Below are 13,288 nucleotides of genomic sequence, written 5' to 3' on the forward strand. Positions count from 1 at the left end.
TGTTGCTGGCGGGAAACGGGTATGACAACGGCTCAATTGAGATGCCTGACGGCATTCATGGCAGCGATGGTGATGATGGGGTGCCAATCGTCTGGAACACCCGCAGGGGAGCGGGAGGGCTATTTCTCATGGGTGGATGAGCAGGGGCGTGTTCAGTACACCCGCATTCCGGACGCAGAAGCCAGGCCGACATCTTCGCAGGCGGAGGGCGCCCGGCGCCCCGCCGAGCGGGAGGAACCAGCGCTTGAGCCGGATGAAGAATACACCCTCGACAGCTATCCCGATGGCGATGAACTCAACAAAGCCGGCAATCTTCGGCCGGGTCAGCGACAACCCTATTTCACCTGGCGGGATGCCGACGGCAATGTGCGTGTCAGCTATTTTACGCCCGACACCCGTAGCGACGTTGAGAAGGGCCTGATTGCCGCCCCAGTGGAACTGAGCCCGGCCAGCGTTTATCACCCGAGTGAAGGCCGCTATGCCGAACCGGTGGAGGGTTACGATCCCGATGCCTTTGCCATACTGGGCATCGAGCAGGAGCCTGAAAGTGAGTTTGATGCATTCAGTCGCCAGTGTTGTGACAGCTTGACATCCCGCTCCAGCCAGACCTGGCAGGGCGGGCGTGAGTTTGCTGTCCGGCTTGAAGCGTCGTCACCGGAGCATGATTTTGACACCGGCCGATCTCCGTTCCAGTTGATCGCCCTGCCAGCGCGGTCCTCTGTAGAGGCCTTTGTCGCCCGAATACGTAGTTATCACCACAACGGTCTTGTTATTCCAAGCCTGGCGTTTCTTGACGAGGATTTGCGCCCAATCCGGTTGGTGACCGATCTGGTCATGGATTACTCACCTGAGACCTGGCGCAAACGAGGATATCTGGAAGCCTGGGTGCCGGTATTCCCGGGCCAGGGCGAGCGTTGGCTGCTGCTTTATACCCGTGAGCAGGATTTGCAGGCTCAAACCGTTGTTGAGACCCGACAGGGTCCGAAGGCGATACCGCACGTCCGGTTTGGGGAGTTCGGTATCGCCACCTTCGAAGATTAACCGCTCAGTCTTCGGGTTTCGACCGGTCCAGCCATTGTTGTGACAACCAATAGAAGCTGCCCTGGCCGGCGGGGTGGGTGCAGTTGTAGCGGAAGCGCCGGCTTTGCCCGGCTTTGGGAGCCTGAACCCGGACGACGCCGTCAACCACGTCGAAGTCGATCCGGCCCTGGCCGGTGGCAAAGCAGGTGAGCCGGTTGGCATCCAGTTTGTCGCCCAGTGGGAAGGTCAGTAGGGGCGGGTTTTTATCCAGAATACCGTCTGGCAGGTCTTTGGCGGGGGCGGGGAAGCCTTTGCTCAATAGCTTGTCTTTCAGGCTACCAAGCTGGCCGTATGGGTTGGCCATGGGGAACCTGGGCAGGCGTGTCTCGTGTGACCAACGGCCAATGGCACCGGATTGCTGCCCGTAGCCGTACCAGCCTCGCTCCGCTAGTTTGGCTTCCAGGGCTTCGTCATACTCGCCGTAAGGATAGGCAAACATCGGCTCTTCAACGTTCAGTCTTTCCTTGAGAACCTTCTGGGCAACATCCAGGCTGCGGGTTACCCGTTCTATCCACACGGCTTCGGGTTCATCGATCTTGCGTGCCAGGTGCCCATGGTCTGTGCTGTGGTTGGCAATGGTTACGCTTTCATGGCTACCCAGTTCCCTGAGTTCGTCCCACGTCATGTAGCCCCTTGAGCCGATGGCATCAGTATTCACGAAAATCGTATAGGGCATATCGAAACGTTCGAGAAGGGGAGCCGCTGCGCTATAGACGGATTCATAGGCATCGTCAAACGTGATGGCAATCTGCTGGCGGCTATCCAGATCGCCGGCCAATGCCTGCCGGGTACCTTCCAGAAGCGGCACCACCTCCAGTTCCAGGTCTGCGATCATCTGCAGCTGGGCTTCAAACAGTGACCGGGAGGTACTGGTTGATGCCGGCGTACTGTCGTCCACGTGATGGTATTGCAGAACCACCAGATCCGCTTTTGCGCTGGCGCCCGCCATGGAGAGGGCGGTGATCATCATAAGGAACGTAAACCATTTGATCATGATCGTCGTCTGTCCTGAATATCGGTTAAATGGATTATGCGTAGTGTGCTTTCAAGACCGAAAAGGCCTCATTAAGTTTCTGGACTGCTTCGGTATTGCCGCCCCGGTCGGGGTGAGCCTGCATCACCAGCTTGCGAAACCGCTGTTTGATCGGGGAGAAGTGTTCAGGCAGTTCGGTAAAACCGAGTGTTCCGGCGGCCTCTGATACCGCCGGCAGGTCTGGCCGTGTGCGGCACTGCCCACGCCAGAAGTTATCCATCATCTGGTGGATGGTTGCTTCGGGCATATGATACTGGGACAGATCCAGATAGAACGCCCTGAGTTTGTCTTCTTCCCCCGGCAATCCATCACCAGCAACGGTTTGCTGTTGGGTAATGGTCAGGCGCAACGGTGAAATCAGCAGCGACTCCCCACCGGGAGCCAGTTGGTCCCGCAGTCGGTAGAGTACGTGAAAGAGCAGAAAATGCACCGGGTAGAGCTGATCCGGTTCGTGGTAATTGACGCTGCCAATCAGCGCCCAGGGTTCTGCCTGAAGCGCCTTGATCAGCTCCAGCTCACTTAATCCGCCTGGCCCCACCTGGCGTAGCTCATGCTCGACCGCCACCAGCAAGTGCTCAGTGTGTTGCTCCAGCCATCGCAGTTCTGAGCTGGCGACAGTGGTATCCGGTTCTGTTGCGGTCACGTCTGGGGAAGTCATCATGACTCCATGGTATGCGACTCAGCCCTGGCTTGAAAGCTCGGCCATGGCGGGTAGCCCGCCCAGGAACAGCTCGGTGGAGAAACGGGCCGCCTTCTCGGCCTCCTGCTGAGCAAGCTCCGGCTCTTGATGTGCGCGCCTGGCCACCACTGTACTGATGTCATAGGCAACACCGAAGAAAGCTGCGCACAGGTACTCCGGGTCGAGATCCGGCAGCAGGCCCCTGGTGATGGCGTCACGCACGTCTTCTTCCAGTGATAACATGGCCAGGCCAAGAATGTCTGAGCCGAAAAGATCCCGCAAGGCGCGTTGGTTCTGGTGTGCCAGTTCATAGATCGCCGGGTCTCTGGCGGTGGCGGAATAGAGTGCCAGGTAGGCGTAGTAGATAAAGTCGCGGGTTGAGCTGGCGGACCGGCGGTAGCGGCTCATATCTTCATTAAGGTGACTCAGGAAATCCGTCAGAAGTGCGGCAAAGATGTCCTGTTTGCTGGAGAAGTAATTGTAGAAGGTACCCGCCGCCAGGCCGGTTCTGCGGACCATGTCACGGATGGTGGAGTTATCGTAGCCATTTTCGCGAAAGCATTCCCTGGCCGCGACCAGTATGGCATTGCGGTTGCGGATCCGGTTCATTGCCCGTTTTCCGCCAACGTCGTCGCTCAATTTCAACATATCCATGTTGCTATCCTGTCCCTGATACTTTGTGACGCGTATAATTGCCCGCTCACTTATCCTGTGAACGTGCGAGAGTATGTCCCAAGCAATGACCGCCAATCCCGAACTGACCGCTGTTTCTGAGCAGGATCGTCGCCAGAAACTGGAACTGAACAAACTGCAGAAACGCCTGCGCCGGGAAGTCGGGCAGGCCATTGCCGATTTTTCGATGATCGAAGCCGGCGACAAGGTCATGTGCTGCCTGTCAGGTGGCAAGGATTCCTACGCCATGCTGGATATCCTGCTGAACCTTCAGAAAAGCGCGCCGGTCGACTTCGAACTGATTGCTGTGAACCTTGACCAGAAACAACCGGGTTTTCCCGAGCATGTGCTCCCGGAATACCTGAAGTCGCTTGGTATCGAGTATCACATCATCGAAAAAGATACCTACAGTATTGTTAAGGAAAAAGTTCCTGAAGGGAAGACCACTTGCGGACTGTGTTCACGCTTGCGCCGGGGAATTCTCTATAATTTTGCGGAAGAGCACGGTGTCACCAAGATTGCGTTGGGCCATCACCGGGACGATATGCTCGAAACCCTGTTCCTGAACATGTTTTACGGGGGCAAACTCAAGTCCATGCCGCCGGTCTTGCACAGTGATGACGGCCGCAATACCGTGATTCGTCCGCTGGCCTATGCCCGCGAGAAAGACATTGCCCGATACGCCTCACTGCGAGAATACCCCATTATTCCGTGTAACCTGTGCGGCTCCCAGGAGAACCTTCAGCGCCAGGTGATCAAGGACATGTTCCAGACCTGGGACAAGCAGCATCCGGGCCGCCTGGAAACCATGTTTCGGGCTTTGTGCAATGTGGAGCCTTCACACCTGGCTGATCCGAATCTATACGATTTCAAGGAAGGCAAACGGTTGGGGGGCAAGCGCCAGGCGGTGCAGCCAGCCAGCCCTGAGCCGGACTACGGCCGCCTGGATGTGCTGAATCTCTGAGGGTCGGCTCAGTGCATCAAGGCCTGGAACGGAAGCGTCCATAATCCGAACAGGATGAGCAGCGCTCCACTGATTCTGCGGAACCCCCGGTTGCCCTGAAGGTTGCGAATCCAGTTGGCGGCGTAACCGGTGGCCAGCATAGATGGCAGGGTGCCAAGACCGAAGAACAGCATGGTCAGAGCGGCAGCGCCAATCGTGGGTTGCAGGGCTGCCCAGCCCAGGGTGCTATAAACAAGACCACAGGGTAACCAGCCCCAAAGCGCACCCAGGGCCAAGGCCTGGCCGGGATTGTTGACGGGAATAAAGCGGCGGGTCAGCGGGGCCAAGCGTTTCCACACCGGGGCCCCTACTTTCTCAACAAAGCGGATTCCCTGCCACCACTGGCCCATCGACAGCCCCATAAAGATCAGTAGCAGCCCTGCCAGGGTCATCAACAACAGGGCTGCCCAGCGCCACTGGCCCGCGGCGCTGGTACTGAAAATGGCAATCAAGGCGGCAATCAGCGCGTAGCTTCCAACCCGGCCCAGATTGAAGGCCAGCAACATCATGGTCTGGCGCAGCCTGAACCCTTTGCCCACCGGCAGGGTCATCGACAGCGAGGCACTGATCCCACCGCACATCCCCAGACAATGGGTGCTCCCCAGCAGCCCGATCAGAAACGCACTGGAGTAACTTAGGTAGAGTTCAGGATGCATTCAGGCTTTGTCTTCCGGGTCGCTCTGTTTCGAAGAAGGCTCGGGGTCGTTTTCGTCTGGGCGGACTTTATCCTGACGAGCTTCGTCAGGAATCATGTCTTTGTCGTCGTCATAGAGAATCCGGTGCGCAGGGCCTTCCAGATCATCGTATTGGCCGTTCTTCACCGCCCAGGAAAACAGCACGACCCCCAGTGCCACCAGAACCAGCATCAGGGGGACCAGGAACATGACTATCTGCACGATGCGCTCCTAAACGATAAGTAGATGATTACGGTATCAAGCCGTAGCATGAGAGCCAACTGTATCAGGTTCCTGGCCGGACCTCTTTGAGGATGTGCCAAGCCGCAAGGCATTAAGCACGACCAAAAGAGAGCTGGCCGACATACCGATGGCCGCCATCCATGGGGTGACCAGGCCTGCTGCTGCGAGGGGCAGGGCGGCGACGTTGTAGGCAAGCGCCCAGAGCATGTTCTGCCGAATGATCCTGCGGGTCTGCTGGCTTGCCTTGATGGCCTGGAGCAGTTGCATCAGCTGACCATTCATCAGCACCGCATCGGCTTTTAGCTGGGTCAGGTCGGCGGCGGTGCCCATGGCGACCGAGATACCCGCACCGGCCATGGAGGGGAGGTCGTTCAGGCCATCGCCCACCATCATTACCTTGTGACCTTCATCGCGAAGCTGATCGAGCACCGCCAACTTCTGTTCCGGTGAGGCTTCGCCAATCGCCGTTTTTATACCCAGTGTCTCAGCAACCTGCTGGACATGGGCCGATCGATCACCACTGAGGAGCAGGGACCGTATTCCGGCTTGATTGAGTGCCTTGATGGCTTGCCCGGCATCTTCGCGGATTTGATCATCCAGTTGGAAGCTGGCAAGCCATTGATCGGCGGTAGCGAGCCAGATTTCCATGCCAGAAGCAATGTCCGCATGGGGGGGCGGAGCGGAAGTGTGTTGCTCAACGAACGCCTTGTGACCGATAAACACGGGCTTGCCATTAAAAGTACCAGACAAACCTCCGCCCAGATGGTTGTTCACATTCTCCACGGCCACCGATGCACATTCGTGAAAAACTCTGGCGATCGGATGTTCGGAGTGTTTTTCCAGGCCGGCTGCCAGTTTCTGACAGCTGGCTTGGTCCATGTCACCGAAGGTCTGGCTACCAGTCAGGGTCAGCTCGCCACGAGTCAAGGTGCCGGTTTTATCGAACACCACGGTGTCGATGCTGTACAGGGATTCCAGTGTGTGGCCTTTGGTCGGCAGGAAGCCGAGTTTTCGCAAACGCATGGTGGCTGAGGTGAGTGCCGTTGGTGTTGCGAGAGAGAGGGCGCAGGGGCAGGTAACCACCAGCACGGACAAGGCGATGTCGAAGGCGTTGCCGGCGCCGGCGAGAACCCAGCCGCCCCAGACAAGGGGCGTCAGTATCAGTACCTGGCGAATAAACTTGCCAGCGATGCGATCTGCCAGGCGCGCCACCGGAGGCTTCTCCGACTGAACCCGGTCCAGTATCCGCAGGATTCCGGAAAGCCGGGTTTCCGCACCGGCTTTGACCACCCGGATATCCAGCGGATTCTCGCCGTTGATGCTACCGGCATGAACGGTATCGCCGGGCCCCCGGGATTCAGGCAGGTATTCGCCGGTCAGGGCGGCTTCGTTGAGGGTAGATTCACCAGACACAATCTCTCCGTCCACCGGCAGTGTCTCGCCCGGGCGTACACGGATAATATCACCAGCTTTGACTTCGTGGGCCGGCACCAGATCTGTCTCGCCATCCCGTACCATGGCGGCGACGGTTGGCTGAAATCCCGCCAGGGCACCGCCTGTCAGGCCCGCGCGGTAGCGGGCCTGGACTTCCACGTAGCGCCCCAGCAGAAGGAAAAAGGTAAACATGCATACGGATTCGAAATACACCTCTTCGCCACCGAACACAGTGACCCAGGCACTGGCCACATAGGCGAGGCCGATAGCAATGGCCACGGGCACATCCATGGTCAGATGGCGGGTGGTCAGGTCGCGCCAGGCGTTCTCGAAAAACGGTCGCGCACTGTACAGCAACACTGGCGTTGCCACGATCAGGCTGAACCACCGAAAGAAGCTGACGTATTCCGGAGATAACTCACTGATCAGCTCAAAATAGAGCGGGAACGCCAGCATCATGGTCTGGAACGAACCGGCGCCGGCAACTAACAGCCGGATGAGCATGGTGCGGTGCTCGGCTTTCAGGGTCTGCTCGGCTTCGTCGGCCTGGTAGGGGCGAGCGGTATAGCCAAGCTGGTGGATGGCAATCAGCAGATCGCTGAGGCGAGTGTGATCCTGTGCCCACACCAGGCGCGCTCTCTGGGTACTGTGATTAATCGAGAAAGCCTGAACGCCGGGGTGTTGTTTGAGGTGGTTCTCCAGCAACCAGATACAGGCCGCGCAGGTGATGCCGCTGATCAGCAGGTTCGCTTCCTGCCCGCCTTTTACCGGGACAACGAAGGATTTCTGGACCAGCGGATGGTCCAGCTCCTTCAGGCGATCGGTTTCTGAACGGGTCAGCTCCCGCGGGGTGACGGCGGGTTCTGTTCGAAACTGATAGAAGCCTGTGAGCCCTTCGTTATGAATGGTTTCGCACACAGCCTTGCAACCCTGGCAACAGAAGGGTCGGGTTTCGCCGTCAAGTTCCAGGGTTATCGGCGGGTGGCCGTCCGCTGGCTCACCGCAATGGAAGCACTTCAGGGCACTCACCCCTGGGTAGGACTGGTCGCTTTCAGGGCGATTTTGTCGGACGCTGGCAGCCAGAATTCGCCTTTTACACGCCAGTCGTTGTCTGGGCCCTGCAGGTCGTAGTACCAGCGGCCGTCCATATCTTCGATCAAGTTACCGGTGTACTCTCCGGCGGCCATTCGACGAAACTGGATGGTGCGATCTCGCTCCGACATGGTCGGGTGGTAAAGGTTGAGAACCAGATACGGGTAGTCTGCTGCGCCTTCTTTGGTTTCCAGCGTCAGGCGTGCAGAGCGTTCGTCAACGGTCAGTCCGCCTTTCAGACCCAGATCCAGGGCTTTCTGGTCCCGTGCGATGGCCATATTGATGCCGCGCCCTTCACGGGAGTAGTCATCTGTCACCATGGAAGGAGAAAGAATGCTACCCACCGTCAGTATGGTGATACCGGAAATAATTGCAGCGATCGGAAATATCGTCAAAAACCAGAACCAGGGTTGGCGATACCAGGGTGCCACGGGGGTGTTGTCAGTCATTACGCTATCAACTCTTGTCAGTGTATCGGGTCTGCGGCTTGCGATATTCTATCGCGGCCTTGGACCAACAAAACGGCTTTCAGTTTCCAGAATAAGTGATGGATCTGTTTCGGACTCCGCATAGAAACGGATGGTGTTATTGGTGTCCGGGATAGATTCTGGCGGAACATCCACGACAGTCGGCAGCGAGCGGATTTCAGCGCTGGCAACTGTGACGTTGGTTGTTGTCAGAATCCGGATGCCCTCAAGCCCCTCAACCGACAGGTTGAAGGTCTGGGGAACCTCCGACATGTTCTGGATTTTTATCGTGTACGAGTTCTCAACGTGACCTTCGCCGTTGAAGCTGAAAAGCGCGCCACGGTCACGCAGTACGTCCATTTTGGCCGGTACCCGCGTGACCAGAGTGAAAATGATCGCTCCGATCATCAGGGTCAGAACCGCACCGTAGCCAAAGGTCCTTGGCCGAAGAAGCTTGGAGGTTTTGCCTTCCAGCTCGTTCTCGGTGGTGTATCGGATAAGCCCTTTGGGGTAATCCATTTTTTCCATCACTTCATCGCAGGCGTCAATACACAGCGCGCAGCCAATGCATTCATACTGCAAGCCATCGCGGATATCGATACCTGTGGGGCATACCTGCACGCACTGGCCGCAGTCAATGCAGTCACCCAGGCCGACGTCTGCGGGATTGACGCTTTTCTTGCGGCCACCGCGGGGCTCACCCCGGTTTGGGTCATAGGAGACAATCCGGGTGTTCGGGTCGAACATGACAGACTGGAAACGGGCATAGGGGCACATGTACAGGCACACCTGCTCGCGCATCCAGCCTGCGTTCAGGTAGGTGGCGACAGTGAAGAAGGCTACCCAGAAATAGGCCCAGCCATTGGCCTGAAGGGTGAACAGATCAACGATCAGTTCCCGGATCGGGTAGAAATAACCTACAAAGGTAAGGCCCGTTGCCAGAGCGACAAACAGCCACAAGCTGTGTTTGATGGTTTTCTTGGTGACCTTTTCCGTTGAGTTGGGGGCTTTGTCGAGCTTCATGCGCTTGTTGCGGCTACCCTCAACTTTCTCCTCGATCCACATGAAGATGAAGGTCCAGACGGTCTGGGGGCAGGTATAGCCGCACCAGACCCGGCCAAACAGGGTGGTAATGAAGAACAGGCCAAAGGCACAGATAATCAGCATGCCCGAGAGCAGGAAAAAGTCTTTGGGGAAGAAGGTTACGCCATACAGGTGGAATTCCCGTGCCGGCAGATCGAAGTGAATCAGCGGCTGGCCATTGAGGGTTAGCCACACAAATAGAAAGTACATGCCCATGAGCAGCGTCAGGCTGACGTTGCGGATCTTCTGGAACGTGCCTTTCACTTCCTTGACGTAAATCTTCTTACGGCTGGCGTAGAGATCGACGGTTTCCGGCTTGTTGTTTTTATTGGGAGGCTCGGAGGAAGGGTCTACCTGGGTGACCGGAATTTCATTGCTCATGGGTATCTCCCGAAAGGTGTCGTGCTGGGAGCGGGCCTCGAGGGTCAGCTGATCTTCTCAAGCCTGCACCCGCGAGGCAGGTGCAGGGTTGAGAAGACCGGGCCGGGGAATGCCCGGCCGGTCTGGCTCAGTTTGACAGGCTGTAAACGTAGGCTGCCAGGATCTGGATCTGATCGTCGGTCAGACGGCCTTCCTGAGCTGGCATCTCGTTCTGGCGACCGTGTTCGACGGTCTCCCGGATCCACTCGTAGGTAGAGCCGTACAGCCAGATGTTGTCGGTCAGGTTAGGTGCCCCCATGGCGGTCATGCCGGTTCCATCGGCGCCGTGACAAGCCGCACAGGCTTGCTGGTAAACAGCTTCACCCGCTTTTGCAGCCTCGGCATCCCGCTCACGACCACTGTAGCTGAGTACAAAATTAACCACCTGATCAACCTGCTGGCTGGTCATGTTGGGCATGACACCCTTGGCCGGCATGTTGCCCTGACGACCTTTGGCAATGCTGTGCCAGATCTGGTCAGGCTCACCGCCCCACAGCCAGTCGTCGTCGGTCAGGTTGGGGAAGCCCACCTGGCCGCGAGCGGCAGTACCGTGGCACACCGAACAGTTGTTGGCATACAAACGCTGGCCAATTTTCATGGCATCTTCGTTCTGCGCCAGCTCCGGGATCGGGGTGTCGCCAAACTGGGCGTAGATTTCACCGTACCTGGCATCGGCTTTGGCTACTTCCGCCTCCCACTGGTTGGCAGAGGTCCAACCCAGAATGCCCTTGAAGTTACCCAGGCCCGGATAGAGAGCCAGGTATCCCAGTGCAAACACACAGGTTGCGATGAACAGGTAAAACCACCACTTTGGCAGCGGGTTGTCGTATTCCTCGATGCCATCGAAGGAATGGCCCATTGTGCGGTCGGTTTCGGTATCGGTCGTCTGGCTTTTGCGGGTGGCCCAAAGCAGCCACCAGCAGCCGAAGATGGTACCGAGCACGATCACGCTGATCCAGATGCTCCAGAAGGTACTCATTGTTTCTTCTCCGTTTTTTCCTGTTCGAGCGTACGCTTGGCTACTTCATCGTCATCATCGGAGAAGGGCAGCTTTGAGGCTTCTTCATTTGCCTTCTTTCGGTGGGCGCTGAACGCCCACCAAATGATGCCGAGAAAAATCGCCATGATTACCAGCGAGTGTATGCCGCGTAACTCATTAATATCCATGGGATCACCGTTTGTCTGAAATCACAGTACCCAGCTGTTGCAGGTATGCGACCAGTGCTTCGATTTCGAACTTGCCTTCGATGTCTGAGGCAGCACTTGCTACCTGCTCGTCGGTATAAGGCACGCCGAGGGTCTGCAGTGTTCTCATTCGAGCTTCGATGGTGGTGTGCTTCACACGGTTATCAAACAGCCAGGGGAAAGCCGGCATGTTGGACTCAGGCACCACGCTGCGCGGATCGTACAGATGCTGGCGCTGCCAGGCATCGGAGTAACGGCCACCCACGCGGGCAAGGTCAGGACCAGTGCGCTTGGAACCCCACAGGAACGGGCGGTCATAAACAAACTCGCCCGCCACGGAGTAGTGGCCATAACGCTCGGTTTCAGCCCGGAACGGGCGAATCTGCTGGGTATGGCACACGTGGCAGCCTTCGCGGATATAGATGTCCCGGCCTTCCAGTTCCAATGCGGACAGCGGTTCCAGACCATCTACTGGCTGGTTCACATCCTTCTGGAAGAACAGGGGCACTACTTCGGCCAGAAAGCCGCCGCTGATGACCACCACAATCAGGACGATCATCAGGCCAAGGTTCTTTTCTACTATTTCGTGTCTCATCTGGTCTCTCCCCTTACGCCGCTTGAACGGCAGCGTTGTCCTGTGCTGCGGCTTCTTTCTGGCGTACGGTCATGTACACGTTGTAAGCCATGATCAGCATGCCGGCCAGGAAGATGGCGCCACCAATAAACCGGACGAAATAGCCGGGGTAGGACGCTTCCAGAGATTCAACGAAGCTGTAGGTCAGAGTGCCGTCTTCGTTAACTGCGCGCCACATCAGGCCCTGCATGATGCCGTTAACCCACATGGCAACGATGTACAGGACGGTACCAACAGTAGCCAGCCAGAAGTGAACGTTGATCAGTGCGGTGCTGTACATGGCTTGCACGCCCCAGAGTTTCGGAACCAGGTGATAGACGGCGCCGATACTGATCATGGCTACCCAGCCGAGGGCACCGGAGTGCACGTGGCCGATGGTCCAGTCAGTGTTGTGGGACAGTGCGTTAACGGTCTTGATGGACATCATCGGGCCTTCGAAGGTGGACATGCCATAGAAGGACAGGGAGACCACCAGGAACCGCAGGATTGGATCGGTGCGCAGTTTGTGCCAGGCGCCAGACAGGGTCATCATGCCATTGATCATGCCGCCCCAGGACGGAGCCAGCAGGATCAGGGACATCACCATGCCCGCAGTCTGTGCCCAGTCAGGCAGGGCAGAGTAGTGCAGGTGGTGGCCGCCGGCCCACACATAGGTGGTGATCAGCGCCCAGAAGTGCACGATCGACAAGCGGTAGGAATAAACCGGACGGTTCGCCTGCTTGGGTACGAAATAGTACATCATGCCCAGGAAGCCGGCGGTCAGGAAGAAGCCAACGGCGTTGTGGCCGTACCACCATTGCATCATGGCGTCAGTGACACCCGCGTACGCCGAGTAGGATTTCCAGGCGGTAGCTGGCAGGGCCATGTTGTTACCGATGTGCAGAACTGCCACGGTAATGATGAATGCGCCGTAGAACCAGTTGGCCACATAGATGTGCGGTGTGCTGCGCTTCATCACGGTGCCGAAGAACACCAGAGCGTAGGTTACCCACACGATGGCAATGGCGATATCAATCGGCCATTCCAGCTCTGCGTATTCCTTGGAAGACGTGATGCCCAGTGGCAAGGTAATGGCGGCCGATACAATGATCGCCTGCCAGCCCCAGAATGTGAACGCTGCCATACCATCGGAGAACAGGCGGGCCTGACAGGTCCGCTGTACTACGTAGTAAGAGGTAGCAAACAGGGCACTTCCACCAAAGCCGAAGATGACGGCGTTGGTGTGCAGCGGCCGCAGGCGACCGAAGTGAGTCCAGGGCAGATCGAGGTTGAGGGATGGCCAAACCAGCTGTGCTGCAATCAGCACACCCAGAGCCATGCCTACAATACCCCATACCACTGTCATGATGGCGAATTGTCTCACCACCTTGTAGTTGTATGTCAGGTTTGCATTTACTGTGCTCATAGCCTTACCAATGGGTTTAGGATGGGGAAATATGCGGGCGCAAGTATGGAGAAACCATTAGGCCTTTGCAATGATTCAGGTCAACTCCTGACATTCGTCAAATCCGCTGGAATCAGCAGTTTGGCCAACAGTTTGCAAGGCTTGAACCGCGTTACAAAAGCGCCTTGAAGGTTTCCGCTCGGTC

The 13,288-nt window shown here is 57.4% G+C and carries 14 protein-coding genes; 2 read left to right on the plus strand and 12 right to left on the minus strand.

The window, feature by feature from the left end; genetic code table 11:
• Positions 1 to 21: 21 nt before the first annotated feature.
• Positions 22 to 1,041, plus strand: a complete 1,020-nt coding sequence (locus tag ASQ50_RS19855; RefSeq protein WP_058089517.1) for a MalM family protein — start codon at positions 22 to 24, stop codon at positions 1,039 to 1,041.
• A 4-nt stretch (positions 1,042 to 1,045) separates the two neighbouring features.
• Here the strand turns inward: ASQ50_RS19855 and ASQ50_RS19860 are convergent, their stop codons facing one another.
• The 3 genes from ASQ50_RS19860 to ASQ50_RS19870 are packed head-to-tail and all read right to left on the minus strand — an operon-like array spanning position 1,046 to position 3,446.
• Entirely contained in the window at positions 1,046 to 2,074 is a 1,029-nt protein-coding gene (locus ASQ50_RS19860) for a polysaccharide deacetylase family protein (RefSeq protein ID WP_058089518.1), read from the minus strand.
• Positions 2,075 to 2,108: 34 nt separating this feature from the next.
• Positions 2,109 to 2,771, minus strand: coding sequence for a DNA-J related domain-containing protein (locus tag ASQ50_RS19865; protein WP_058089519.1), 663 nt, complete (start codon positions 2,769 to 2,771; stop codon positions 2,109 to 2,111).
• 21 nt (positions 2,772 to 2,792) lie between these two features.
• Positions 2,793 to 3,446, minus strand: a complete 654-nt coding sequence (locus ASQ50_RS19870) for a TetR/AcrR family transcriptional regulator (RefSeq protein WP_058089520.1) — start codon at positions 3,444 to 3,446, stop codon at positions 2,793 to 2,795.
• Between the two features lie 73 nt (positions 3,447 to 3,519).
• On the opposite strand from ASQ50_RS19870, the gene ttcA reads away from it, so the two are divergent.
• Positions 3,520 to 4,428, plus strand: coding sequence for a tRNA 2-thiocytidine(32) synthetase TtcA (ttcA, locus tag ASQ50_RS19875; protein ID WP_058089521.1), 909 nt, complete (start codon positions 3,520 to 3,522; stop codon positions 4,426 to 4,428).
• Positions 4,429 to 4,436: 8 nt separating this feature from the next.
• Here ttcA and ASQ50_RS19880 read toward each other — a convergent pair whose 3' ends face one another.
• The 9 genes from ASQ50_RS19880 to ccoN all read right to left on the minus strand — a co-directional run bounded on the left by ASQ50_RS19880 (position 4,437) and on the right by ccoN (position 13,104).
• Positions 4,437 to 5,123 carry a sulfite exporter TauE/SafE family protein gene (locus tag ASQ50_RS19880; protein WP_058089522.1) on the minus strand — a complete coding sequence of 229 codons (687 nt, stop codon included), beginning with the start codon at positions 5,121 to 5,123 and terminating at the stop codon, positions 4,437 to 4,439.
• Positions 5,124 to 5,351: a cbb3-type cytochrome oxidase assembly protein CcoS gene (gene ccoS, locus ASQ50_RS19885; RefSeq protein WP_227510076.1), complete on the minus strand. Its 228-nt coding sequence runs from the start codon at positions 5,349 to 5,351 to the stop codon at positions 5,124 to 5,126.
• 48 nt (positions 5,352 to 5,399) lie between these two features.
• Positions 5,400 to 7,847, minus strand: coding sequence for a heavy metal translocating P-type ATPase (locus tag ASQ50_RS19890; RefSeq protein ID WP_058089524.1), 2,448 nt, complete (start codon positions 7,845 to 7,847; stop codon positions 5,400 to 5,402).
• Positions 7,844 to 8,359, minus strand: a complete 516-nt coding sequence (locus ASQ50_RS19895; RefSeq protein WP_058089525.1) for a FixH family protein — start codon at positions 8,357 to 8,359, stop codon at positions 7,844 to 7,846. Before ASQ50_RS19895 ends, ASQ50_RS19890 begins: the two co-directional genes overlap by 4 nt.
• 48 nt (positions 8,360 to 8,407) lie before the next feature.
• Positions 8,408 to 9,841 (minus strand): cytochrome c oxidase accessory protein CcoG, encoded by a 1,434-nt coding sequence (gene ccoG, locus ASQ50_RS19900; protein ID WP_058089526.1) that lies wholly within the window; start codon positions 9,839 to 9,841, stop codon positions 8,408 to 8,410.
• Positions 9,842 to 9,968: 127 nt separating this feature from the next.
• On the minus strand, positions 9,969 to 10,859 hold the full coding sequence (gene ccoP / locus ASQ50_RS19905) for a cytochrome-c oxidase, cbb3-type subunit III (RefSeq protein ID WP_058089527.1): 891 nt from the start codon (positions 10,857 to 10,859) through the stop codon (positions 9,969 to 9,971).
• On the minus strand, positions 10,856 to 11,047 hold the full coding sequence (locus ASQ50_RS19910; protein WP_058089528.1) for a CcoQ/FixQ family Cbb3-type cytochrome c oxidase assembly chaperone: 192 nt from the start codon (positions 11,045 to 11,047) through the stop codon (positions 10,856 to 10,858). Before ASQ50_RS19910 ends, ccoP begins: the two co-directional genes overlap by 4 nt.
• 4 nt (positions 11,048 to 11,051) lie before the next feature.
• Positions 11,052 to 11,660, minus strand: a complete 609-nt coding sequence (gene ccoO, locus ASQ50_RS19915) for a cytochrome-c oxidase, cbb3-type subunit II (RefSeq protein ID WP_058089529.1) — start codon at positions 11,658 to 11,660, stop codon at positions 11,052 to 11,054.
• Between the two features lie 13 nt (positions 11,661 to 11,673).
• Complete coding sequence (gene ccoN, locus ASQ50_RS19920) at positions 11,674 to 13,104, minus strand: cytochrome-c oxidase, cbb3-type subunit I (RefSeq protein ID WP_058089530.1); 1,431 nt, start codon at positions 13,102 to 13,104, stop codon at positions 11,674 to 11,676.
• Positions 13,105 to 13,288: the final 184 nt, after the last annotated feature.

Origin of the sequence: Marinobacter sp. LQ44 (assembly GCF_001447155.2) — a bacterium.
In the GTDB taxonomy this organism is placed as follows: Bacteria; Pseudomonadota; Gammaproteobacteria; order Pseudomonadales; family Oleiphilaceae; genus Marinobacter.

What these genes read in the sequence shown, in the direction of transcription:
- ASQ50_RS19910 (WP_058089528.1), bottom strand. Translation starts at nt 11,047, where the DNA reads ATGGATATTAATGAGTTACGCGGCATACACTCGCTGGTAATCATGGCG.
- ccoG (WP_058089526.1), bottom strand. Translation starts at nt 9,841, where the DNA reads ATGAGCAATGAAATTCCGGTCACCCAGGTAGACCCTTCCTCCGAGCCT.
- ttcA (WP_058089521.1), top strand. Translation starts at nt 3,520, where the DNA reads ATGTCCCAAGCAATGACCGCCAATCCCGAACTGACCGCTGTTTCTGAG.
- ASQ50_RS19880 (WP_058089522.1), bottom strand. Translation starts at nt 5,123, where the DNA reads ATGCATCCTGAACTCTACCTAAGTTACTCCAGTGCGTTTCTGATCGGG.
- ASQ50_RS19855 (WP_058089517.1), top strand. Translation starts at nt 22, where the DNA reads ATGACAACGGCTCAATTGAGATGCCTGACGGCATTCATGGCAGCGATG.
- ASQ50_RS19865 (WP_058089519.1), bottom strand. Translation starts at nt 2,771, where the DNA reads ATGACTTCCCCAGACGTGACCGCAACAGAACCGGATACCACTGTCGCC.
- ASQ50_RS19870 (WP_058089520.1), bottom strand. Translation starts at nt 3,446, where the DNA reads ATGGATATGTTGAAATTGAGCGACGACGTTGGCGGAAAACGGGCAATG.
- ccoN (WP_058089530.1), bottom strand. Translation starts at nt 13,104, where the DNA reads ATGAGCACAGTAAATGCAAACCTGACATACAACTACAAGGTGGTGAGA.
- ccoO (WP_058089529.1), bottom strand. Translation starts at nt 11,660, where the DNA reads ATGAGACACGAAATAGTAGAAAAGAACCTTGGCCTGATGATCGTCCTG.
- ASQ50_RS19895 (WP_058089525.1), bottom strand. Translation starts at nt 8,359, where the DNA reads ATGACTGACAACACCCCCGTGGCACCCTGGTATCGCCAACCCTGGTTC.
- ccoP (WP_058089527.1), bottom strand. Translation starts at nt 10,859, where the DNA reads ATGAGTACCTTCTGGAGCATCTGGATCAGCGTGATCGTGCTCGGTACC.
- ccoS (WP_227510076.1), bottom strand. Translation starts at nt 5,351, where the DNA reads ATGTTCCTGGTCCCCCTGATGCTGGTTCTGGTGGCACTGGGGGTCGTG.
- ASQ50_RS19860 (WP_058089518.1), bottom strand. Translation starts at nt 2,074, where the DNA reads ATGATCAAATGGTTTACGTTCCTTATGATGATCACCGCCCTCTCCATG.